This is a genomic window from Pseudonocardia sp. CA-142604, from assembly GCF_050948475.1.
GTDB lineage: Bacteria > Actinomycetota > Actinomycetes > Mycobacteriales > Pseudonocardiaceae > Pseudonocardia > Pseudonocardia alaniniphila.
In genome coordinates, this window is the sequence record NZ_CP192045.1 from 1251211 (window position 1) to 1271959 (window position 20749).

Annotated in this window: 22 protein-coding genes; 10 read left to right on the forward strand and 12 right to left on the reverse strand. The window is 70.1% G+C overall.

The window, feature by feature from the left end; translation table 11 throughout:
* The first annotated feature begins 16 nt into the window (after positions 1-16).
* The 4 genes from ACQPZQ_RS06000 (at position 17) to ACQPZQ_RS06015 (ending at position 3650) form a co-directional block, all read left to right on the forward strand.
* The gene (locus ACQPZQ_RS06000; RefSeq protein WP_433292842.1) at positions 17-1024 is read left to right on the forward strand and encodes a 1-aminocyclopropane-1-carboxylate deaminase; all 1008 of its coding nucleotides are present in this window, start codon (positions 17-19) and stop codon (positions 1022-1024) included.
* A 154-nt stretch (positions 1025-1178) separates the two neighbouring features.
* The gene (locus ACQPZQ_RS06005; RefSeq protein WP_433292844.1) at positions 1179-2159 is read left to right on the forward strand and encodes an anti-sigma factor RsbA family regulatory protein; all 981 of its coding nucleotides are present in this window, start codon (positions 1179-1181) and stop codon (positions 2157-2159) included.
* A 42-nt stretch (positions 2160-2201) separates the two neighbouring features.
* On the forward strand, positions 2202-2429 hold the full coding sequence (locus ACQPZQ_RS06010; protein ID WP_241034956.1) for an RNA-binding S4 domain-containing protein: 228 nt from the start codon (positions 2202-2204) through the stop codon (positions 2427-2429).
* Between the two features lie 315 nt (positions 2430-2744).
* Positions 2745-3650, forward strand: coding sequence for a hypothetical protein (locus ACQPZQ_RS06015; RefSeq protein WP_433292846.1), 906 nt, complete (start codon positions 2745-2747; stop codon positions 3648-3650).
* Between the two features lie 8 nt (positions 3651-3658).
* On the opposite strand, the gene ACQPZQ_RS06020 is transcribed toward ACQPZQ_RS06015, so the two are convergent.
* The 3 genes from ACQPZQ_RS06020 to ACQPZQ_RS06030 form a co-directional block, all read right to left on the reverse strand.
* The gene (locus tag ACQPZQ_RS06020; RefSeq protein ID WP_433292848.1) at positions 3659-4414 is read right to left on the reverse strand and encodes a transglycosylase SLT domain-containing protein; all 756 of its coding nucleotides are present in this window, start codon (positions 4412-4414) and stop codon (positions 3659-3661) included.
* Between the two features lie 282 nt (positions 4415-4696).
* On the reverse strand, positions 4697-5770 hold the full coding sequence (locus ACQPZQ_RS06025; RefSeq protein ID WP_433292850.1) for an S-adenosylmethionine:tRNA ribosyltransferase-isomerase: 1074 nt from the start codon (positions 5768-5770) through the stop codon (positions 4697-4699).
* The gene (locus tag ACQPZQ_RS06030; protein ID WP_433292852.1) at positions 5767-6489 is read right to left on the reverse strand and encodes an SDR family NAD(P)-dependent oxidoreductase; all 723 of its coding nucleotides are present in this window, start codon (positions 6487-6489) and stop codon (positions 5767-5769) included. The genes ACQPZQ_RS06025 and ACQPZQ_RS06030 overlap by 4 nt, the downstream gene beginning before the upstream one ends.
* A 48-nt stretch (positions 6490-6537) precedes the next feature.
* Here ACQPZQ_RS06030 and soxR point away from each other — a divergent pair, with 48 nt between their 5' ends.
* Positions 6538-7008, forward strand: coding sequence for a redox-sensitive transcriptional activator SoxR (gene soxR / locus ACQPZQ_RS06035; protein WP_241034952.1), 471 nt, complete (start codon positions 6538-6540; stop codon positions 7006-7008).
* A gap of 10 nt (positions 7009-7018) precedes the next feature.
* Here the strand turns inward: soxR and ACQPZQ_RS06040 are convergent, their stop codons facing one another.
* The gene (locus ACQPZQ_RS06040) at positions 7019-8143 is read right to left on the reverse strand and encodes a polysaccharide pyruvyl transferase family protein (protein WP_241034951.1); all 1125 of its coding nucleotides are present in this window, start codon (positions 8141-8143) and stop codon (positions 7019-7021) included.
* A 223-nt stretch (positions 8144-8366) separates the two neighbouring features.
* Here ACQPZQ_RS06040 and ACQPZQ_RS06045 point away from each other — a divergent pair, with 223 nt between their 5' ends.
* Together ACQPZQ_RS06045 and ACQPZQ_RS06050 are read left to right on the forward strand one after the other, a co-directional pair.
* Positions 8367-8696: an NIPSNAP family protein gene (locus ACQPZQ_RS06045; protein ID WP_241034950.1), complete on the forward strand. Its 330-nt coding sequence runs from the start codon at positions 8367-8369 to the stop codon at positions 8694-8696.
* Positions 8697-8788: 92 nt separating this feature from the next.
* Positions 8789-9544: a tyrosine-protein phosphatase gene (locus tag ACQPZQ_RS06050; RefSeq protein WP_433292855.1), complete on the forward strand. Its 756-nt coding sequence runs from the start codon at positions 8789-8791 to the stop codon at positions 9542-9544.
* A gap of 19 nt (positions 9545-9563) precedes the next feature.
* Here ACQPZQ_RS06050 and ACQPZQ_RS06055 read toward each other — a convergent pair whose 3' ends face one another.
* From ACQPZQ_RS06055 to ACQPZQ_RS06065, 3 genes are read right to left on the reverse strand one after another with little or no spacing between them, the layout of a single operon-like run.
* Positions 9564-9956, reverse strand: a complete 393-nt coding sequence (locus ACQPZQ_RS06055; protein WP_433292857.1) for a hypothetical protein — start codon at positions 9954-9956, stop codon at positions 9564-9566.
* Between the two features lie 40 nt (positions 9957-9996).
* Entirely contained in the window at positions 9997-10239 is a 243-nt protein-coding gene (locus ACQPZQ_RS06060) for a ribbon-helix-helix domain-containing protein (protein WP_241034947.1), read from the reverse strand.
* Positions 10240-10296: 57 nt separating this feature from the next.
* Complete coding sequence (locus ACQPZQ_RS06065; protein ID WP_433292859.1) at positions 10297-10791, reverse strand: VOC family protein; 495 nt, start codon at positions 10789-10791, stop codon at positions 10297-10299.
* A gap of 200 nt (positions 10792-10991) precedes the next feature.
* Here ACQPZQ_RS06065 and ACQPZQ_RS06070 point away from each other — a divergent pair, with 200 nt between their 5' ends.
* A complete protein-coding gene (locus ACQPZQ_RS06070) occupies positions 10992-12161 on the forward strand; it encodes an acyl-CoA dehydrogenase family protein (protein WP_433292861.1) in 1170 nt (389 codons plus the stop codon).
* 9 nt (positions 12162-12170) lie between these two features.
* Entirely contained in the window at positions 12171-13190 is a 1020-nt protein-coding gene (locus ACQPZQ_RS06075) for an acyl-CoA dehydrogenase family protein (protein ID WP_433292863.1), read from the forward strand.
* A 52-nt stretch (positions 13191-13242) separates the two neighbouring features.
* Here ACQPZQ_RS06075 and ACQPZQ_RS06080 read toward each other — a convergent pair whose 3' ends face one another.
* From ACQPZQ_RS06080 to ACQPZQ_RS06095, 4 genes are read right to left on the reverse strand one after another with little or no spacing between them, the layout of a single operon-like run.
* Positions 13243-14916, reverse strand: a complete 1674-nt coding sequence (locus ACQPZQ_RS06080; RefSeq protein WP_433292865.1) for an ABC transporter family substrate-binding protein — start codon at positions 14914-14916, stop codon at positions 13243-13245.
* A gap of 37 nt (positions 14917-14953) precedes the next feature.
* Entirely contained in the window at positions 14954-17026 is a 2073-nt protein-coding gene (locus ACQPZQ_RS06085; protein ID WP_433292867.1) for an ABC transporter ATP-binding protein, read from the reverse strand.
* The gene (locus ACQPZQ_RS06090; protein WP_433292869.1) at positions 17023-17967 is read right to left on the reverse strand and encodes an ABC transporter permease; all 945 of its coding nucleotides are present in this window, start codon (positions 17965-17967) and stop codon (positions 17023-17025) included. The genes ACQPZQ_RS06085 and ACQPZQ_RS06090 overlap by 4 nt, the downstream gene beginning before the upstream one ends.
* Positions 17964-18953: an ABC transporter permease gene (locus ACQPZQ_RS06095; protein ID WP_433292871.1), complete on the reverse strand. Its 990-nt coding sequence runs from the start codon at positions 18951-18953 to the stop codon at positions 17964-17966. The genes ACQPZQ_RS06090 and ACQPZQ_RS06095 overlap by 4 nt, the downstream gene beginning before the upstream one ends.
* A 259-nt stretch (positions 18954-19212) precedes the next feature.
* Between ACQPZQ_RS06095 and ACQPZQ_RS06100 the strand changes: the two genes are divergently transcribed.
* Positions 19213-19767, forward strand: coding sequence for a DUF2087 domain-containing protein (locus tag ACQPZQ_RS06100; RefSeq protein ID WP_433292873.1), 555 nt, complete (start codon positions 19213-19215; stop codon positions 19765-19767).
* Positions 19768-19774: 7 nt separating this feature from the next.
* On the opposite strand, the gene ACQPZQ_RS06105 is transcribed toward ACQPZQ_RS06100, so the two are convergent.
* Positions 19775-20737: a hypothetical protein gene (locus ACQPZQ_RS06105; protein ID WP_433292875.1), complete on the reverse strand. Its 963-nt coding sequence runs from the start codon at positions 20735-20737 to the stop codon at positions 19775-19777.
* Positions 20738-20749 lie beyond the last annotated feature (12 nt).

Sequence of the window (20749 nt, forward strand, 5' to 3'; positions counted from 1 at the left end):
AGCTAAGGAGTCAGCCATGTCCATCGACGACTTCGAGCGCCACCCTCTGCTGTTCGGCCCGAGCCCTGTCCACCCGCTCGAGCGGCTCAGCGACCATCTCGGGGGCGCCCGCATCTGGGCCAAGCGGGAGGACTGCAACAGCGGCCTGGCCTACGGCGGCAACAAGACCCGGAAGCTGGAGTACCTCGTGCCCGACGCTCTCGCCCAGGGCGCGGACACCCTGGTGAGCATCGGCGGGGTGCAGAGCAACCACACCCGGCAGGTGGCCGCGGTCGCCGCCAAGCTCGGGCTGAAGGCCGTGCTCGTCCAGGAGAGCTGGGTGGACTGGCCCGACGCGGTGAACGACAAGGTCGGCAACATCCTGCTGTCCCGCATCATGGGTGCCGACGTGCGCCTCGTCCGTGCCGGGTTCGGCATCGGCTTCAAGGACAGCTGGCACGAGGCGCTCGACGACGTCCGGGCGGCAGGCGGCACGCCCTACGCGATCCCCGCCGGAGCATCCGACCACCCGCTGGGGGGCCTCGGCTTCGCCAACTGGGCCCGTGAGGTGCAGGAACAGGAGCGCGAGCTCGGGATCTTCTTCGACACGATCGTCGTCTGCAGCGTGACCGGTAGCACCCAGGCGGGCATGATCGCCGGGTTCGCGGGACAGGACCGGCCCCGGCGCATCCTCGGAATCGACGCGTCGGCGAAGCTCGCGGAGACCCGTGCCCAGGTGGAGAAGATCGCTCGCGCCACCGCCGATCTCATCGGCCTGCGCCGAGATCTCGGCGACGACGAGATCGTCGTGCTCGAAGGCTGGGCCGGCGACGAGTACGGAATCCCCGTGCAGTCCACGGTCGACGCCATCCGCCTCACCGGCAGCCTCGAAGGGATGATCATCGATCCGGTGTACGAGGGGAAGTCGATGGCCGGGCTCATCGACCTCGTCCGCGACGGCACCATTCCGGCCGATTCCACTGTCCTGTATGCCCATCTCGGCGGTCAGCCCGCGCTCAACGCGTACAGCGGCGTCTTTCCCTGAGTGACGCGTATGGGTATGTCGAACGATCCCACTCGGCCAGAAGGTCGACCCGTTGTAAGAATGTCCGGGACCCGATGCATGGGGCTGACGGGTCCTTCGGGTGTCCGCGGTCGGGAGGCGCCCGAAAAGGGCGTACATCTGGAAGGCGGGCACCGTGAGTGCGACTTACGCGATCGAACCGGTGCCGTCGCAGGATGAGCAGTTCGAGCACCCCGCGCTGTTCTACAGCGGGTTGGACGAGTTCCTGGCCGGCACGGTTCCGTTCGTCCACGAGGGTCTGGCCCTCGACGAGGCGGTCGCGGTGGCCGTGCCCGCGTCCCGGTTGGAGCCCCTGCGCGTCGAGCTCGGGGCGGCCGCCCAACGCGTGCGGTTCGTGAACATGGGCGAGGTCGGGCGGAACCCGGCCCGGATCCTTCCGGACGTGCTGCTCGCCTTCGCCGACGAGCACGTCGGCGCCACCCGCGTCCGGATCGTCGGCGAGCCGACCTGGGCCGGCCGCAGTGCGGCGGAGTACCCCGCTTGCGTGCAGCACGAGGCCCTGATCAACCTCGCTTTCGCCGGTAGCCCGGCCACGATCCTGTGCCTGTACGACGCCGCGGACCTCACTCCGGAGATGCTGGCCGATGTGGAAGCCACGCACCCGGTGGTGGTCGACGGCGGCGCGCCCCGGGCGAGCACCGGCTATTCGATCGAGCGCGTGCTCGCCGACGTGAACCGCCCGCTGCCGCAACCGCCGCAGGACCGGCCGCTGCTGGTCGACGCTCACCTGCTGGGCGGGGGCCGGCGGATCGCGATGGCGGAGGCGCGAAGCGCGGGGCTCGACGAGGACCGGGTCGCCGACGTCGAGATGGTGGCCAACGAGTTGCTCACCAACAGCATCGAGCACGGCGGTGGCACGGGCCTGCTCCGCACCTGGACCGAGAACGGGCATTTCCTCGTCGAGGTCCAGGACTCGGGTCAGCTGCTCGACCCTCTCGCAGGCAGGCGCCGGCCCGGCCTCCTGCAGTACCGCGGTCGGGGTCTGTACGTCGTGAACCAGCTCGCGGATCTCGTCCGGATCAGCAGCACGGCCGGCGGCACCACGGTCAGGGCGTGGTTCCGGCTTCGGGTTCGACGGGCGCGCCACTGGCGCTGAGGCGCGAACGCGTCGAGCCTGCCTCCGCGCGATGATGGGCGCGTGCCGAGACCACCGATCCTCGACGTCCCGATCGCCGAGGACCCCATCCGGCTGGGTCAGTTCCTGAAGCTCGCCGGCCTCGCCGAGCACGGCGTCCATGCCAAGGCGCTGCTCGAGGCCGAGGAGGTGCAGGTCAACGGTCGGGTCGAGACCCGGCGAGGAGCGCAGCTGCGGGCCGGGGACGTCGTCGCGGTCGGAGAGCAGCGGGCGCGGGTGGCGTCTGCGTGAGGCCGCCTGCCGCGTCGGCCGGCCGCGTCCGTCCGTAGATCGGCTGCTCCGGCTCTCCCCTCCCTTGGCCGAGTGAACGCTCGGCCGTTCGGGTGATCATGGTGACCGTGCGCTGTGCCATACGGCTGCGCAGTTCATACGAAAGTGTGCATATGTGCACCACGCCGGGGTGACCGGCAACGACTGCGCTACCTCCGGCGAGGTACCCCCGCACCTGAAGGGCAACGGCGCCACTAAGGGGGGAGGAGCCGTGCAGCATCACGCTGTTCGTGACGTAGAGGCTCGGGCCGGAATCGCGGACGAGGGGGCGGGACGATGACCGCACCCATGGGACGAAGGCCGGGCAGCGACGAGCGCAAGAAGGCCGTCAAGAGGTACTTCCAGATCACGCCCGATGAGCACGATCGGACCCGGGCGCGGCACCAGCAGCAGGCCGCCGTGGTGTCCATCGTGCTCGCGGGCTCGCTGCTGCTGGTGGGGATCCAGGTACTCGCGATCCTGGTGGCGATGCTGGCGCTGGTGCTGGCGTTGCAGGGGCTCAGCGGGTCGGCGGACTACCGGCGCCGTCTCGCCGCGGCCGAGCCGAAGCCGTCGGACCAGGAGATGGACCACACCCTCGACGAGGACCTCCATGCGGCCGCCGAACGGGCCATGCGCCGCCTGGGTCTGACGAGGAACGATCTGGAGTTGCACAGCGACGAGGTCGATCCGCCCGCCGAGGCCCGCAGGCGGCCCCGCCTCGCCGATCAGGGTCGAGGGCCGCTCGTGGTGTTCGGGCCGGCCAACCGGGCGCGCGGTCGCAGCGGGGAGGATCGGGTCTGGAGGTTCACCCTCTACGACGTCATGGTCATCTGCCTGACCGGGCATCACCTCGCGATCTACGAGTGCGTGCTGGACTTCGCCACCGGGAGTCGCAAGGACGAGGAGACCTACGAGTTCCACTACAGCGACGTCGTGGCCGTCTCGACGAGGACGCGGGAGCGCGCCGAGCTGGGACTGGAGCTCCTGTACAGCTCATCGATCGCGGTGCCGCTGCACCGGACGATGACGCGCGAGTTCGAGATCGTGGTGTCGAGCGGCGACCGCAGCGCCATCGTGGTCGGGATTCGCGACGACGAACGGCTCGATCAGCGGCTCGTGCTGCAGGAGTCGGGCATCGACCGCGTCACGGCCGCGGTGCGGCGCATGCTCCGGGCGAAGAAGGGCGCGCCGACGCGGTGATCGCGCGGTCAGTAGCCGACGTAGTCGCCGGAGCTGTTGCTGCGTCCACCGGCCTTGAGGGTGGAGATGCCGTACTGCGCGATCATGTACCGCACGCCCGCCGTGATGTTGGCGACCGGGTCGGTGATGGACCTGCCGCGCAGCGAGGGGTGCACGTACGCCCGGAACGTGGACGGGATGGTCTGCATCAGGCCCTGCGACGGGGTGCCGCGGCGAGCGTTGCTGTCCCAGGTGTTGATCGCGCGTGGGTTGCCGCCGGACTCGGCCATGATGATCTTCTTGAGGCTGGGGGCGTAGGACTGCGGCATATCCATGATGTTCAGAGCCTCGGCGATCCAGCCGTCGAGGCCGCCGCGCTCGATCAGGGCCGAGATCCGGTCGTTCTCGGCCTGCTCGCGCGCCTGCTTGGCGTGTAGCTCGGCGAGCTGCGCGGCCAGCGTGGTGGCCTTGTCGAGCATGGCCAGGTGCTCGTCGGCGGAGTCGTCGGAGGCGTCGTCGGTGGTGTCGACCGCGAAGCTCACGGGGATCAGGGCGGCGACGTGATTGGACTTGAGCGGTGAGCTGTCCGACGCGAGCGACGTGGTGGTGAACTCGTCGGCTGCGGCGGTGGTGGCGGTGTCACCGGGGCTGGGGATCAGTGCGGTGAGGGTGCCGGTGGTGACCGCGCCGACCGCGGCGGCCGTGGCGAGGACGGTGGTGCGGATTACCGGACCCGTGGGTGCTGGTGCGGATGCGGCCTTGTGGCGGGCGGATACGGGATCCACTGACCAGAGCGCGCGACGACCACGGGGGGAGCGGTGTCCTGCCAACGACTGCCCTTTCAGCGCGGGGGAGCGACCCTCACGACGAGCAGCCCGGTCGGGGGTCCGGTGAGCCGGGTGGGGAGTCCCGGCTCAGTGCGCTCATGATCGGATCGTAACGCTGGCGTGACTGTATTGGCGGCTCCTCATCGCGGGCAAGGCCACGAACGCCCGGCCACCGCAGCACGACTGCCGTTCGGCTCGCAGGGACGACACGCGCGAATAAATGCGTTGATCGTTTTTCACTCACACGGGGCGATAAGCGGTCCTCGAGGTGAGAAGGAGACATGAGTCGCCGAACTCGTGCCACAGATACCCCCGGTCGACCGCCGCCGAATATGCCCGGCCGACGAGGCGTGGGCCGGCGACGGCCTCGAGTAGCAGCAGGTGAGAGGCCGTCGGCTCGTGCCAGCCCGTGACGAGGCCGTCCACGGTGCGCGCTGAGCGGTCGGGTCCCAGCACGAGGTGGGTCCATCCGGCACCCGCACGGACGTGGCCCGCAGGGTCGGCCACCGTCTCCAGCGCGCGCGTGACCGTGGTGCCGACAGCGACCACACGTCCGCCCGCTTCCTTGGTCGCGTTGACGGCGTCGGCGGTGTCGGCGGGCACCCGGTAGCGCTCGGGCAATGGCACCTCGCCTGCTTCGAGCGACGAGACACCGGTGTGCAACACGATCTCGGCGACGCCGATCCCACGGCTGTGCAGATCCGCCAGCACAGCCGGGGTGAACGGGCGACCTGCGCTGGGCATCTCGGCGCTGGCGAACTCCGGCCCGGGCTTCGCGAAGACCGTGCGGTACGTGTCGATGGGCCAGTCACCGCGCAGGTAGGAGTACCGGATCGGGCGTCCCACGTCCGTCAGCCACGGCCGCAGGCCGCCCGCTACGGGGATCCGTGCGCGCCAGAGCCGGCTTCCGTCGATGATCCGAGGGTCGGGGTGAGCGGTCAGCAGCGAGGCCACCACACCCCGGGGGAGCCGTACCGACTCGCCGGCCCGTGCGTCGGTGACCCGCCGGCCGTCCGGCGTCCGGAGCTCGACGACGAACAGGTTGTCGGGTGCCGGGCCGGAGATGTGCAGCGTCACGGGTGATTCGTCGCCACGGTGTCCGTCGACGGCGGCGGGCTCGGTGTCGGAGGTGTTGACCACGAGGAGGTCGCCCCGGCGCAACGCCCGCGGGAGACCGCGGAACGTCGTGTGCTGCAGCGGCCCACGGTCGCGGGCCACCAGCAGGCGCACACCGTCACGAGCCACGCCGCGCGCTTCCGGCGGCTCGGTTGCCGAGAGCTCGGGCGGCACGGTGAAGGTCGTCGCGGCGCTCACGCCGGGCTCCCGGCCGTCGTCTCGGTGGTGGTGGGCCGGTCGGCGTCGGACAGGTCCGCGGCGCGGTAGCGGCCGCTCTCCGGCCTGCGGTCGAGCAGCCTCAGCAGGGCCGGGACGACCGTCGCAGGCTCGGGGCGGTCGGAGATGTCCTCGCCCGGGAAGGCGTGCTGGTGCATCGCGGTCCGCATGTCGCCGGGGTCGAAGGCGTACACCCGTAGAGCCGGTTCCTCCACAGCGAGCACGGCCGCGAGCTGGTCGAGTGCGGCTTTCGCGGCGCCATATCCGCCCCACCCGGGATAGGCCTCGACGGCCGCATCCGAGCTCAGGGTGATCACGGTGCCCGCTCCGGATGCGCGCAGCAGCGGCAACGCGAGCTGGGTGAGCGCGAGCGGGGCGAGCACGCCCGTCTCGAGCACGCCGCGCAGCGCGTCGAGCGGATAGCGCTCGAGCGTGGGCAGCGGGGAGGGACCGAGCTCGCCTGCGTTGTGCACGAGCAGGTCGAGTCGTCCCGCCGCGCGCAGGAGTTCCGCACGGAACTCGGGGTCGTTGACGTCGCCGGGCAGGGCGATCACACCGGGCAGGCCTGCCGTGGCAGTGCGGAGCCTGGCGGAGTCGCGTGCACAGGCGATCACGGTGGCGCCGCGGGCGGCGAGCGACTCGGTGAGGGCGAGGCCGAAACCCTGTCCCGCACCGGTGACGATGGCGGTCATATCGGTCATGCGACTACGGTGCGACTTGAAGTCAGCTTCAGGTCAAGGGGAGATCGCATGGAGACGACCGACCTGCTCACGATCGGTGAGGTGGCGCAGCGCAGTGGCTACCCGCCGTCCGCCCTGCGGTACTACGAGCGGGAAGGGCTGCTGCACACCACACGTACCTCCGGCGGGCAGCGTCGCTACGAGCGATCCGTGCTGCGCAGGCTGGCCTTCATCCGGGCCGCACGCACGATCGGCGTGGGCCTGGACGAGGTGCGCGAAGGTCTGGACAAGCTCCCCGACGGCCGGACGCCGACCAAGGCCGACTGGACACGGCTGTCGCGCTCGTGGCGCGGGCGGCTCGACGAGCAGATCCAAGCCCTGGTCGCCCTGCGCGACGGGCTCGACTCGTGCATCGGCTGCGGCTGCCTCTCACTGCAGCGCTGCCGGCTCTACAACCCCGAGGACCGAGTGGGTGAACTCGGTCCCGGGGCGCGGTTGTTGCCGCCGATGCTGCGGCGCAGTCCGGCGGAGGGTGTGTGAGGAACGTCGGTTACGAGGAGAGCAGCCGCGGGCGCGCCGACCAGCGAGCCGGCAGCGACCGGTCCACCCACGCGTGCAGCTCCTCGGCGGGCGGCCGGGTGCTGATCGCCGACTGCTCGTGCTCGGCGAGGAAGGCGGTGGTGCGCTCCTCCCAGCCGACGCCAAGGCAGGGCACGCCGGTGGACACGGCGAAGACCAACGCGTGGATGCGCAGGCCGAAGAGCGCGTCGGCCTCCCCGACCACGGCCTTGGCCAGCGCGGGCGGCAACTGCGGGCCGAGCACGGGGACCGTGCGTCCGAGCCGCTCTCCGAGCTCCTCGACCAGCACCTCGTCACGCCGGGCGAGCCCGAGCCCGTAGTCGGCGTGGGTGCTGATGGCGAGACCCGCGACCGCTCCACCGCGCTCGATCCAGCGCCGGGCGAGCGTCTCGGCTGCGTCTTGCAGGCAGTCGACGAGGATGGGGTTGGGCAGCGCCTTGGGGGCGACGAGCAGCAGCGGCACCGCTGGGTCGACGCCGGCCGCGGCGAGTGCGCGCCGGGCATCGGCCGCCGGGGCGGGGGTGAGTCCCATCGCGAGGTCGCCCACCACCGGCGCCACGATCGCGGGGCCGAGCGTGGCCGCCGAGACCTCGTCGCGGACGGTGATCCGGCCGGGCTTGCGGACGGAACGACGCAGCAGGTCGAGCACCCGCTCGGGCGTGCCGGGGTAGACGCCGACCGCCACGTAGGCGATGTCCCGACCGCGGGCCGTGGCGGCCCAGACGATCGCCGGCAGCGCGTTGACCAGCGACGACGAACCGGTGCCGAACAGGCCCCCGCCGACGACCGCGATGCCGTCGCACCACTTGAGCGCCTTCGTGAACGGGATGCCCTCCATGGCAACGGCGGGCACCCGGTGCAGCGCTTCGACCATGCGGGGGTTGCGCGACACCACGCGCACCTCGGTGCCCTCGGGAAGCTCCTGCAGCGTGCGGGCGAGCATCGCCTCGTCGCCGGTGTTGCCGTTGCCGAAGTTCCCGATGATCAGCACGCGGGTGGCCCGCGGAGTGGTGGCACCCCGGCTCTCCTCGGCGGCGTGCCGCCTGCCGAGATCGGCGAGCTGCTGGCGGATCAGGCTGGTGCGGGGGTCCGTCATCGAGTTCCTCGGGTTCGGCGGCGCAACTCTTGTGACCATCACCGAGTTGCGGAGAGCTGCTGGTGCGGGAGCTGAGCTGGGGCGCGGTCACTCGTGGAACGAAGCCTAGGCCGTCGCGTAGTCGAGGCGGCCGGGGTGGTCGCCGAACGGCCCTTATGACGCGGTCGCCGACCAATGGGACATGCTTACAGCTCATTCGGTCAGCTGTCCATATGATCGTATGATGATCTACGAGATCCGCGAGTACACCACCGTTTCGGGTCGCATGCCTGCTCTGGTGAAGAGGTTCAAAGACCACACGCTGGGCTTCTTCCGCAAGCACGGGATGGAGGTCGTCTTCATCACACTCACCGAGCTCGGCAGCAACTCCAACAACGAGCTCGTGTACGTGCTGCGGTTCGACTCCTACGACGACATGGTCACCAAGTGGGCGGCGATGCAGGCCGACCCGGACTGGCGGGAGGCCCGCAGCGCCAGCGAGGCCGACGGCCCGATCGTCGCGGTGATCAACAGGCGGGTGCTCAGCCAGGCCGCGTTCGAGTCCGCCCTCTAGGCCCGGCACATCGGGCCGTTGCGCGGGAACTTCCCCTTGCGGTCACGTGCACGGGGATGCGGCGAAGCGGTCCGATGAGCGAGGGTGACCATGTGTCTGCATCAACGGAGCGCTGGCTCACCTTCGAGGGACTCGACAACGTTCGCGACATCGGCGGGTTGCCGCTGCGCGACGGCCGCACCACACGGTCGGGGATGCTGTTGCGCAGCGCGTCGCTGCACTACTGCACCCCGGCCGACGTCGGTCACCTCGTCGACGTCGTCGGGTTGAAGCTCGTGCTGGACCTGCGCACGCCCCGGGAGATCGAGGAGGACGGGCCCACCGCCGTGGCCCGCGCAGGCGTCGAGACGGTGGCCTTCAACTTCCTCCCCGAGCAGGGTCGCACCCTCCCCGAGACCGACGACGACACCGACCCGTTGGTGCGTAACTACCTCGGCTACCTGTCCGACCGCGGCGAGAACGTCGTCTCCGCGGTGCGGTTGCTCGCTGCCCCGGACGCCGGGCCCGCGCTCGTGCACTGCGCGGCGGGGAAGGACCGCACCGGGGTGTTGGTGGCGCTGGTGCTGGACGCGATCGGCGTCGAGCGCGACGCGGTGGTGGCCGACTACGCGCTCTCCGCCGAGCAGGTGGAGGCGCTCTTCCGCCGGTGGACCACGGCGTCAGGCGAGCCGATGCCGGCGGACATCTCGCGGCACTTCCCGCGGGCCGACGCGATGGCCACCGTGCTCGCCCGGCTCGACGCGGACTTCGGCACGAACGGAGCGGGTGGAGCGGCCGGGTGGCTGAACGCCAACGGCCTGGACGACGAGTCCCTGAAGCGCCTCGGAACCCGCCTCACGGCGGACTAGCGGGGGCCGACTCGCACGCTCATGGGAGCTCTTCGATCGTCACAGACGTGTCGAGCTTGCGGAGGGTGGCGGGTTCGCCGGTGACGGCGGGCCAGCCCCGGCGGCGGGCGCTGGCCGCGACCTGCCCGGCGACGATGTCGTCGTGCCCGGATGCGGCCAGCAGCAGCCCGGACTCCAGGGCGGAGGCCGGGCCGAGCTCGTCGATCACCGTGTTGGGCAGGTCCAGCAGCACCTGCAGGGCCGCGTGGTGCTCGGGCTCGAGCAACGCCCAGGCCCGGCCGAGCGCGGCGCTCGGCACCGCGAGCACGATGTTCTCCTCGACCGCGGCCCACACGAGCGCCCTGACGTAGACGGGTCGTCCGATGGCGAAGGCGGCCAGTGCGGTGGTGTCGAGCACGCGTCCGCCGATCATGCGGCGCCTGCCAGGGCGCCACTCCGATGTGGAGCGCCCATCAGACAGCAGCTGCCGGCGGCACCAGGCGCAGCGTCCGCCGCGCCTCGGCCAGCTCGGCGGGTGGGGGTGGACCACCGTAGAGATCGGCGAGTGCGGCGAGGGATCGGTCGCGGAGCTGGCGGGCGGAGACGGCTTCGGCGATGTAGGCCGAGATGCTTCTCGCTGCCCCGCGCTGCACGGCGTTGCGGGCCTCGGTGACCAGTTCGGCCGGAAGGCTCACTGTGACACGCTCAGTGCGCATGTGCGGAGCGTACCCGCCGTTCCTTTCGTGCTCACCCACCGTCAACCCGGGCGGCGTTCAGAGCCGGCGTCGCATCTCCGCGGCGAACGACTCCTGGGCGTGCCGCATGGTGGCGGCCTCCTGGGGATCGGCGAACAGCTCGCGCATGGTTGCCTCGTCGACGTCTTCCAGGTGCGTCTGGATCCACCAGATGTTTCCGACCGGATCCTTGATGCGCCCGCCGCGGTCCCCGATGATCCGCGACGTCGCCACCTCGGTGATGACGACCGCTCCCGCATCGAGGGCTCGGGCCACCACCTCGTCGACGTCATCGACGTAGACGCTGAGGAGGCTCGGGATGTCGGGCCATTCGGGCCGCGCGTCGAACACCATGACGACCGAGTCGCCGATCGTCACTTCCGCGTGGCCGATCGTGCCGTCCTGGTTCAGGACGCGCAGGGCGGTGGCGGTACCGAAGGTCTGCTCGACGAAGTCGAGGAACGCTGCCGCTCCCTTGGCTGCCACATACGGGGTGACCGTGGCCTTGCCGCCGGGGACGGTCGTCGTCGCCATGTGCGTCTCCTTGCCGTGATCGATCGCGCGGACCGCTGCTCTGCTGTCCGGCAGAGCGTCTCCGTCGCAGCGGCCAGTTCCTGTCCGCAATCCGAGGTGAAGATCCGGTGACTCCGCGGGTTGCGGGGGATGACGGGTACGCCGGTTACTCGTCGGTATGCCAAGGTGGTTCCAGCCTGATCCGGCGACGAGGAGAGCGCATGGACCTGACCTACACCGCAGCGGAGGAGGCGTTCCGCAGCGAGCTGCGGTCCTGGCTGCGGGCGAGCATCCCGGAGGAGTGGCAGCGCCCGGGCTTCTGGGAGAACCTCGATGGCGACGAGAGCTTCCGGCTGCGTCGCGACTGGGAGCGCGACAAGGCGCTCGCCGGTTTCGCGGGCATCGAGTGGCCCACCGAGTTCGGCGGCCGCGGGGGAACCCCCGGCATGAGGGCGATCTACGACGAGGAGATGGTGCTGGCGCGCGCCCCGCGCACCGTCAACCCGCTCGGCCTGTCGTTCCTCGCCCCCACCGTGATGGCGATCGGCACCGACGCGCAGAAGAAGGAGATCATCGGTCCGCTGCTGCGTAACGAGGTGATCTGGTGCCAGGGCTTCTCCGAGCCGGGCGCGGGATCCGACCTCGCCGCCCTGTCCACGAAGGGCGTGCGCGACGGCGACGACTTCGTGGTCAACGGCCAGAAGGTGTGGACCACCAACGCCGTGCACGGCGACAAGATCTTCACCATGGTGCGCACGGAGGCAGGCTCCGCTAAGCACCGCGGCATCTCGATGCTGCTGATCGACATGCACCAGGCCGGCGTCGAGGCCCGGCCGTTGAAGCAGATGAGCGGGGCCAGCGAGTTCGGCGAGGTGTTCTTCACCGATGCCCGCGTGCCCGCGACCGACTGCCTCGGGGAGATCGGGGACGGCTGGCGCACCGCGATGCTTCTGCTCTCCTTCGAACGCGGCGCGTCCGGCATCGCCCAGTACACGGAGTTCCGCCGCCAGTACGACGAGATCGTCGAGGTCGCGAAGAAGCTGGGCCGGGACCGCGACCCGGTGGTGCGCGACAAGCTCGCACGCGTCCTCGTCGAGCTGGAATGCCTGCGGCTGCACGCCATGCACGTGCTGACGCAGGTGGAGCAGGGGCGTGACCTCGGGTTCGAGGCGTCGATGACGAAGCTGCAGTGGTCCGAGACGTTCCAGGACCTCTGGGAGGTCTTCGACGACATCGTCGGCGAGGACGCCACCCTCGATTCGGTCGACGACCTCGACCTGCGCCCCTTGCACGGCCAGTCGATGTGGTCGCGATCGGTCACGATCTGGGGCGGGTCCTCGCAGGTGCAGCGCAACATCACCGCCGAGCGCGTGCTCGGCCTGCCGCGATAGGAGCTGGTCATGTTCTTCGCACCGACCGACGACCAGCGCGAGTTCGGCGACGCCGTGCGCGGCTACCTCGCCGACCGGTTCGACCTCGAGGCCGTCCGGGCCGTCGTCGAGGACACCGACGGCGACGGGCACCCGGCGTCACTGTGGAAGGCCGCGGCCGAGCAGGGCTGGCTGGCGGTGCTCGTGCCCGAGGAGCACGACGGCCTCGGGCTCGGGCTGGTGGAGGCGCAGGTGATCGCCCGTGCGCTCGGCGCAGGCGTGGCGCCCGGGCCGTGGCGGGGCACCGTGCTCGCAGCGGAGGCGATCCGGCTGGCCGGGTCGGACGCGCAGCGAGCCGCCTGGTTGCCGCGGCTCGCCGTCGGTGACGCCGTCGGAGCCCTGACCCTGCGCGGCACTGCGCCGGGCGTGCTCCGCACCGTGGAGTACGGCGAGATCGCGGATGTCGTCGTCGCGCGCTCCGGCGACGGGCTCACGCTCGTCCACGGTGGATCCGCCACCCGGCAGGGCTCCTACGACGGCACCGTACGGCTGGCCTCGGTCGAGGCCGACGCGGGCGAGGCGTTGCCAGGGGCGAGCGCGGAGGTGCTCGACGAGCTCGTGGCGCGGGCCACCGTGCTCGTGGCCGCCGACCTGGCCGGGATCGCGCGCGAGGCACTCTCCCGCACGGTCGCCTACGACCGTGAACGGCAGCAGTTCGGTGTGCCCGTGGGGTCGTTCCAGGCGATCAAGCACGCGCTGGCCGACCTGCACATCGGCGTGACCATGGCCGAGCACGCCGTGCTGTACGCCGCCCACGCCGTGGACACCGGCCTGGCCGACGCCCCGCTCGCCGTCTCCGTGGCGAAGGCCAAGGCGAGCGACGTCGCCATCGGGTCGACGGCGGCGATGATCCAGTACCACGGCGGTATCGGATACACGTGGGAGCACGAGTCGCACTTCTTCTACAAGCGCGCCAAGCGGCTGGCGGGCCAGTACGGCGACGCCGACTCCCATCGCGCGCGGATCGCCGATCTGACGATGTCCGGCTGACATCCCTCCGCGTGGATACGAGCGCGCGTGCACTCGTATCCACGCAGAGGCGCTATTTCTGCCAGCCGATGTTCTCCGGGGTGGTGCTGAAGTAGCGCCCCGGGCCGTAGTTGGCCAGGCCCGTCTTGACCGCTTGGATGTCCGGCAGGTTGACCGTGGGCATCACGCCGAATGTCCGGAACGCCGCCACCTCCGCTTCCGCGGCCCGCGCGAACTGCTCCTGGGCCGTCGGCAGGGTGTTCACCGACCGGACCAGTGCGTCGTTCTTGGGGTCGTTGACGCCGGACTTGATGAACTGGGTGTCCGAGCAGTACAGCTGGCAGATGAAAGCGATCCCGTACGGGCTGCCCTCCGACTCGCCGGCGTAGAACATGTCGAACTGCTTTCCGGAGATGATCTTGGAGAAGTCGCTCGACGGGACCTGGCGGATGTCCAGCTTGATGCCGACGTTCTTCATCATCGCCGCGGTGGCGCCTGCGATCGCCTTCCCGATGGGGTCGTCGCCGGTACTGGCGTAGCTGAACTCGAGCGGCCGTCCGTCCTTGACCCGGACACCGTCCGGTCCCACGGTCCATCCGGCCGCGTCGAGGTCCTTCTTCGCCTGCTCGGGGTCGAACCTGACGACCTGGCCGAGATCGTCGTGATATCCCTCCTGGAACGGCAGCAGGTTCATCGAACCGACAGGGTCCGCCGTGTAGCCGAGGCCCTGGAGCTGGACCTTGACGATCTCCGCGCGGTCAACGGCCTCGAAGATCGCCTTTCGCACCCGGATGTCGGAGAGGACAGGGGTGGTGCCGTTGAGCGTGAAGAAGTCGATCTGCAGGGAAGCGCTCTTGCGGATCTCTGTGCCCGGCTGTCCTGCGACCTGTGCGAGCCGGTCCTTCGAGCCGGCCGACACGGCGTCGATCTGCCCGTTCTTGAAGGCGTTGATGGCCGCCGAGTCCTCCATGGCGATGAAGGTCCTCGAGTCGAGCTTGCCCTTCTTACCCCACCACTTCGGGTTGCGCTCGAAGGTGATCGTGCCGTTCTGCTGATCGAACTTGCTCACCGTGTACGGTCCGGCGCCCCATTCCGGGTGCGGGTTGTTGATGTACCCCTGGTTGAACACGCCGGGGGCGAGGGCGGCGGGGTTGAGCAGGGAACCGAAGAGAGCCTGCCACCACAGGTTGATCCCGGAGAACGTGACCACGACCTGGCGGGAGTTCACGCCCTGGGTCAACGACGAGATGCGGTCGTAACCGTCGGTGGAGGCGACGAAGTAGGCCGGATCCTTGCCGCGGTCGGCCTTCCACACCGCATCGAACGACGTCCAGTCGATGGGCGTGCCGTCGTTGTAGGTGGCCTTCGGATTGATCGTGTAGGTGACCCTGGTGTTCCCGTCGACGGTCTCCTGCTTCACGTCGGTGAGATAGTCCGGGTTGAAGACGGCCTGCCCGTCGGCGGTGAACGTGACGAGAATCGGGTTGTACCAGGACCACACCGTCTGCGTGTATCCGGTGGAGTCGCTCTGCCAGCTGTTGAACTGGGGGGAGATCTCCGGCAACGAGGTGGTGAGCGTGCCACCGTCCCTGATGTTGTCGTAGGGCTGCGGGTCGTAGGCAACCTGGCCGGCCAGGGACTGGGCGCTGACCTCGCCGCCGGTCGACCCGGCGGTGCCGCAGGCCGCCAGCGTCACCGACAGCACCGCGGTGGCCGCGACGGCAGCGGTTCGCTTCAGGACGTGCATGGTCGGGTTCCTCCTGGATGAGGGGGTGCCGGGGGCGTCAGCGGAAGTGGCAGGCGTTCAGATGGTCGACGTCGTCCCTCCCCGTGAGCTCGGGAGTCTCCTGCGTGCACCGTGCGCGCTGCCCGTCGTCGAGGGTCGGGTGCAGAGGGCATCGGCTGACGAACCGGCAACCGGGGGAGGAGTCGGTGGGGCTGGGCAGGTCGCCGCGCAGCACCACCCGTTCCCTGGTGCGCTCGACCAGCGGGTCGGGAACCGGGATCGCCGAGAGCAACGCCTGCGTGTACGGGTGCCGCGGGTCGTCGAACACGACGTTGACGGCACCGATCTCCACGATGCGACCCAGGTACATCACCGCGACCCGGTCCGAGATGTGGCGCACCACGGACAGGTCGTGCGCGACGAAGAGGTAGGAGAGCCCGAGCTCGGCCTTGAGGACGTTCAGGAGGTTGATCACGCCGGCCTGGATGGAGACGTCCAGGGCCGAGACCGGCTCGTCCAGCACGACCAGCGACGGGTTGGTGGCCAGGGCGCGGGCGATGCCGATGCGCTGGCGCTGTCCCCCGGAGAAGGCGGTGGGGAAGCGGTCGCTGTGTTCGGGGTCGAGTCCGACCAGCGCCATCAACTCGTCGATCCGCTGTTCGGTCGCCTCCCGGTCCGCCTCGCCCACGGCCCGCAACGGTTCGGCCAGGATGTCGAAGACCGTCAGCCGCGGGTCGAGCGCTCCCATCGGGTCCTGGAACACCATCTGGAGCTTCCGCCGCAGAGCCCGTTCCTGGCCCCGGCCCTTCAGGCTCGCCACGTCGACGCCCGTGATGCGGATGCTGCCCCGTTCCGGGACGCGGAGGTTCATGATCTCCAGCAGCGTGGTGGTCTTCCCGCAGCCCGACTCGCCGACCAGCCCGAGCGTCTCGCCCTGCCGGATGTCGAGGTCGACATCCGAGACCGCGTACACCGAGCCGATGCGCCGCTTCAGCAGCTTCCCCTTCAGCAGGGGAAAGGTCTTGCTGAGTCCGTCGAGCTCGAGCACGGCGGGGCGCTGCTCGCGGGCGATCGCCGCCGACGGGGGCGCCGGCACGGGCGGCACGGGGTAGATCGCCACGCCGTCGACCCGGCCGTCGTCGATGTGGGCGGACCGGATGCAGGCAGCGGCGTGCTCTCCGTCGAGCGGCACCGGCTCCAGCGCGGGTTCCTCGGCGGCGCACTCCGCCACCGGTATCGGGCAGCGCGGCCGGAACGGGCAGCCTTCGGGCAGGTCGACCAGGAGCGGCGGGTTGCCGGTGATCGGCAGGAGTGGGCGTCGCTCGGTGCGATCCACCCGCGGGACGGCCCCCAGCAGCCCGATCGTGTACGGCATGCGGGGCCGGGCGAACAGCGCACCGACCGGCGCCTTCTCCACCGGACGGCCCGCGTACATCACCAGCACGTCGTCGGCGGTGCCGGCCACGACGCCGAGATCGTGGGTGATCAGGATGAGGGCCGCTCCCGTCTCGGCCTTGGCGAGCGCGAGGACGTCGAGGATCTGTGCCTGCACCGTGACGTCCAGGGCGGTGGTCGGCTCGTCGGCGACGAGCACGCGTGGGTCGTTGGCGATCGCCATCGCGATCACCACGCGCTGGCGCATCCCGCCCGAGAACTCGTGCGGGAACGAGCGTGCCCGGGCCGCAGCGTTCGGGATGCCGACCAGGTCGAGCAGTTCCACCGCCCGTTTCGAGGCCGCGGTCCGGTCGAGTTTCTGGTGGATCTGCAACGCCTCGACGATCTGACGCCCCACGGTGAAGATCGGTGTCAGCGACGCGAGAGGGTCCTGGAAGATCATCGCGAGTTCCCGGCCGCGGATCGCCGACATCTGCCGGTCGTCGAGGCCGAGCAACTCCTTGCCGCCGAAGGTCACGGAGCCGGACACCGCGGCGTAGTCGGGGAGCAGGCCCATCACCGCCATGGACGTGACCGACTTGCCCGAGCCCGACTCGCCGACGATTCCCAGCGTGCGGCCCGCGTGCAGGTCGAAGTCGACGCCCCGGACGGCCGCCACGCGCCCGGCCTCCGAGGGGAAGGAGACCTCGAGGTTGCGGACGGAGAGCACGGGATCTGTGTCCGGAACGGTGGTCACGCCCCGACCCCGGATCGGGACGTCGGATCCAGCGCGTCGCGCAGCCCGTCTCCGATCAGCGCCATCGAGACGGTCAGCAGCGTGACGAGGACTGCCGGGACGTAGAACAGCCACGGCGCGCTCGACACGGTGTCGGCGCCGTCGTTGAGCATGGTGCCCAGCGAGACGTCCGGCGGCTGCACCCCGAACCCGATGAACGACAGGGCCGTCTCGCCCTGCACCGTCGCGACCACGCCGATCGTGAAGGTCACCACCAGCAACGACCCGATGTTGGGGATCAGGTGGCGCAGGACGATCCGGATCCGGCTGACGCCCATGAACCGTGCCGCCAGCACGTACTCCCGCTCGCGCAACGAGGTGGCGAGCGCCCACACCACGCGTGCGTTGTACATCCAGCCGAACACCGTCAGGACGACGATGAGCACCCTCCAGTCGCCGCCCGCCTTCTGCGAGACGAGGGCGAGGATCAGGAACGAGGGCACGACCAGCAGGAAGTGCACGATCCCGAGGACGGCGCGCTCCGTTCTGCCGCCGAAGTAGGCGGCGACGGCACCGACGAACGCGGAGATGATCGTGGTGAGCAGCGACACCGAGACCGCGATGACCAGCGACCGCTGCAGCCCGTGCACGGCCTGGGCGAACGTGTCGTTGCCGGCGTTGTTCGTGCCGAAGATGTGGTCGGGCGAGGGCGGGACCGTCAGGGCCGCGAAGTCGACGTCGCTGTACGAGTACGGCGTGAACAGGCCGCCGAGCAGCGCGAACAGCACGAGAAGGGCCAGGATCACCAGCCCGGCCACCGCGCCCTTGCTGCGGAGGAACCGGCGCAGGTAGAGGCGGCGCCTGCTCAGCCGTCCGCCACGGCGCTGAAGGTTCCTCCCGGTGGTGGGCGGCTGCCTGTCGAGGTCGACCGGCGGAACCCGGCCGGGGAGGTTCGTGGTCACGAGCCGGTCACCCGCACTCTCGGGTCGAGGACCACCACGGCGATGTCGGCGAGGATCGCGCCGATCGCGGTCATCAGCGCACCGAACGCGGCGACGGCGACCACGCCGTTGACGTCGTTCTTGCTGATCGTCGACGTGAAGTACTGGCCCATGCCCTGCCAGCCGAAGATCGTCTCCGTGATCACCGCGCCGGTGAACAGCGCAGGTACCGCGAACGCGACGGAGGTGGCCACCGGGATCAGCGACGTGCGCAGGCCGTGGCGCCGGATGGCCTCCTGGCGGGTCAGGCCCTTGGCCCGCGCGGTGCGCACGTAGTCGGAGTTGATGTTGTCGAGGAGCAGCGAGCGCTGCAGCAGGTGGTAGCCGGCGTAGCTGGTGAGCGTCAGCGAGATGGTGGGCAGGACGAGGTGCTGGATCCGGTCCAGCACCAGCGGCCAGAACCCGCTGACCGTCGGCGACTGTGCCCCCGCGACGAAGAGCAGAGTGCTGCCGAGCGATTGGTTGAGCATGATCGCGAGGAGCACCACCACGAGTGACGCGACGACCGTGGGGACGTTGATCGTGATGATCGACAAGCCTTGGTGGAACCGGTCGGCGAAGCGGTACTGGCGCGATCCCGTGTAGACACCGAGGGCAATGCCGATGATCGCGGAGAGAATCGTCGACAACAGTACGAGCTGTGCGCTGACGCCGATCCGGAAGGCGATCTGGGTGTTGACGCTGTCTCCGACCGGGGAGTAGCCCCAATTCCAATGCAGGACGATATCGGTGATCCAGTGCCACCAGCGGTCGAGCAGTGGAGTGGCCGGACTCAGGTTGTACTGGGCGAGTGAGCGGTCGATCTCCTCAGGGGTGCGAGGAGGCCTCAACTGCAGGTAGTTGGCCCTCGGATCCAGAAACAGGTTGGCGAGAAAGTAGGTCAGGTTGGTGGCCACCACGATCATGAGTAGCCAACCGAGAGTCTTCTTGAGGAGGTATCTCAGCACGCAGCTGGTACTCGCTCTCTCTCATGAAGGTCGGTATCGATCAATGGTCAATGGTACCTGCGCGGTCGGATCGTGGGCGTCGGCCGGAGAGGTTGAAGGCCATTGTGCCTTTTGTCCGTGCTGAGAATTATGGATTACGGTTGCGGCCTCGATTCTCGCCGATTGTTCTCTGTGTTCCATCTGTGCCGGCCGCGGCCTGCGGCCGATATGAGGAACTCGTGCGCCTCTGCCCCTCGCGGCCCCGGTAACCTCGCCTGCCGTGACTCCTGCCGAGATCGTCGGGTTGCTCGCCGAGCCCGATCGCCTGCGTGTCGTCGCCGCACTCGTGCTGGGCGCACGCACAGCCGCCGACGTCGGAGCCACCACCGGCCTCGCCCCTCGTGAGGTCGGGCGGGCGCTGCAGAAGCTGCAGGCGGGTGGGCTCGTCGACGACAAGCTCGAGGTGCGGGCAGAGCTGTTCAAGGAGGCCGCGCGGTCCGCGGCGCCCGTCGTGCCCGTCGAGGACCTCGGCTACGCGGACCCCGGTGTCGAGCAGGTCGTCTCCCGGTTCGTGCGCGACGGTCGGCTGCTCTCGTTCCCCGCGCAGGGGGCCAAGCGCCGGATGGTGCTGGAGCACGTGGCGCAGAGTTTCGAGCCCGGCGTCCGCTACCCGGAGCGGGAGGTCGACGCCGTGCTGCGAGCGTGGACCGACGGCGGTGCCGCCGACCACGCCACGCTGCGCCGTTACCTCGTGGACCACCAGCTGCTGGCCCGGGACGCGGGCGAGTACTGGCGGTCGGGCGGCTGGATCGACGTGCTCGACGAGAGCGACTGAGGAAACTTCAGCTCGGGTCGGAGCCGCGCATCGCGGCAAGCCACAGGCCCAGCGATGCCGCCAGCGCGGTAACCGCCACCCACGTCAGCAGCCCACCGCGGTCGACGTAGGTCCACAGCAGGCCGATGAACGGAGCCGGGACGACCAGCGGGAGGTCGGCCCGCAGCTGCCGGCTCATCCGGGCCAGCGCTGCGGCGCGTACGGCGACAGTGGCATCCGGCCTAGACGGGTTGTCGGTGCGGTGCCCGCGCGGCTCCTCCGCACGCACCGCTCCCGACGGGACGAGCGGGTGGTCCCCGTCCGGCCCGGCGACGGTGGCGGCAACCATGCGGTCGCGCAGCGGATCGCCGTGCAGCCGGACGACCGTGGGGGAGGGGAGGCCGACGAGCACGGGGTCGAAGTGCACGGGTATCCACCGCTGCGGACGGGTGTCGGTCTCGAGATAGCTGCGGGTGGCAAGTCCGGCCTGCCAGCGAACGCGGCGCACCGGAACCGAGCGTCCCGGCTGCGCGAACGCACGCCTGCGCGTGACCACCTGCCAGGCGAGCACAGCCAGCACGAGCGCGGCGACCACCACGGTGAAGGAGATCGTCGTGAGCGCCCGATCGGCGTCCACGAGGACCTGGGCGCCCGGGATCAGGGGCTTCTCGGGATGGGCGGGGTCGAACGCCACCTCGGTGTGGGCGCCGGGTGCCGGTGGGGTGCTGCTCACCTCGACGAGGTCGACGCGCTCGGCCAGTCCGGGTGGGGTCCAGCGGAGCTGCACAGCGGAGTCGTGCACTGCGTCGACCACGCCCTCGGCCCGGCCGGTCGCCACCCCGATATGCGCCGACGTCGCGGCGAACGTGGTCGCCGCGACGCCGGCCAGCACCCCGCACACGGCGAGGACGATTCCGGTGGTGAGCAGCGCATGCCGCAGCGGGCGGAGCGCACGAAGACGCCCCCCGCCCGCTGCGGTGCTGCTGGTCAAACGCCTATGACC

What these genes read in the sequence shown, in the direction of transcription:
- soxR (WP_241034952.1), top strand. Translation starts at nt 6,538, where the DNA reads ATGGAGACGACCGACCTGCTCACGATCGGTGAGGTGGCGCAGCGCAGT.
- ACQPZQ_RS06060 (WP_241034947.1), bottom strand. Translation starts at nt 10,239, where the DNA reads ATGCGCACTGAGCGTGTCACAGTGAGCCTTCCGGCCGAACTGGTCACC.
- ACQPZQ_RS06065 (WP_433292859.1), bottom strand. Translation starts at nt 10,791, where the DNA reads ATGGCGACGACGACCGTCCCCGGCGGCAAGGCCACGGTCACCCCGTAT.
- ACQPZQ_RS06045 (WP_241034950.1), top strand. Translation starts at nt 8,367, where the DNA reads ATGATCTACGAGATCCGCGAGTACACCACCGTTTCGGGTCGCATGCCT.
- ACQPZQ_RS06030 (WP_433292852.1), bottom strand. Translation starts at nt 6,489, where the DNA reads ATGACCGATATGACCGCCATCGTCACCGGTGCGGGACAGGGTTTCGGC.
- ACQPZQ_RS06055 (WP_433292857.1), bottom strand. Translation starts at nt 9,956, where the DNA reads ATGATCGGCGGACGCGTGCTCGACACCACCGCACTGGCCGCCTTCGCC.
- ACQPZQ_RS06040 (WP_241034951.1), bottom strand. Translation starts at nt 8,143, where the DNA reads ATGACGGACCCCCGCACCAGCCTGATCCGCCAGCAGCTCGCCGATCTC.
- ACQPZQ_RS06000 (WP_433292842.1), top strand. Translation starts at nt 17, where the DNA reads ATGTCCATCGACGACTTCGAGCGCCACCCTCTGCTGTTCGGCCCGAGC.
- ACQPZQ_RS06015 (WP_433292846.1), top strand. Translation starts at nt 2,745, where the DNA reads ATGACCGCACCCATGGGACGAAGGCCGGGCAGCGACGAGCGCAAGAAG.
- ACQPZQ_RS06075 (WP_433292863.1), top strand. Translation starts at nt 12,171, where the DNA reads ATGTTCTTCGCACCGACCGACGACCAGCGCGAGTTCGGCGACGCCGTG.
- ACQPZQ_RS06080 (WP_433292865.1), bottom strand. Translation starts at nt 14,916, where the DNA reads ATGCACGTCCTGAAGCGAACCGCTGCCGTCGCGGCCACCGCGGTGCTG.
- ACQPZQ_RS06070 (WP_433292861.1), top strand. Translation starts at nt 10,992, where the DNA reads ATGGACCTGACCTACACCGCAGCGGAGGAGGCGTTCCGCAGCGAGCTG.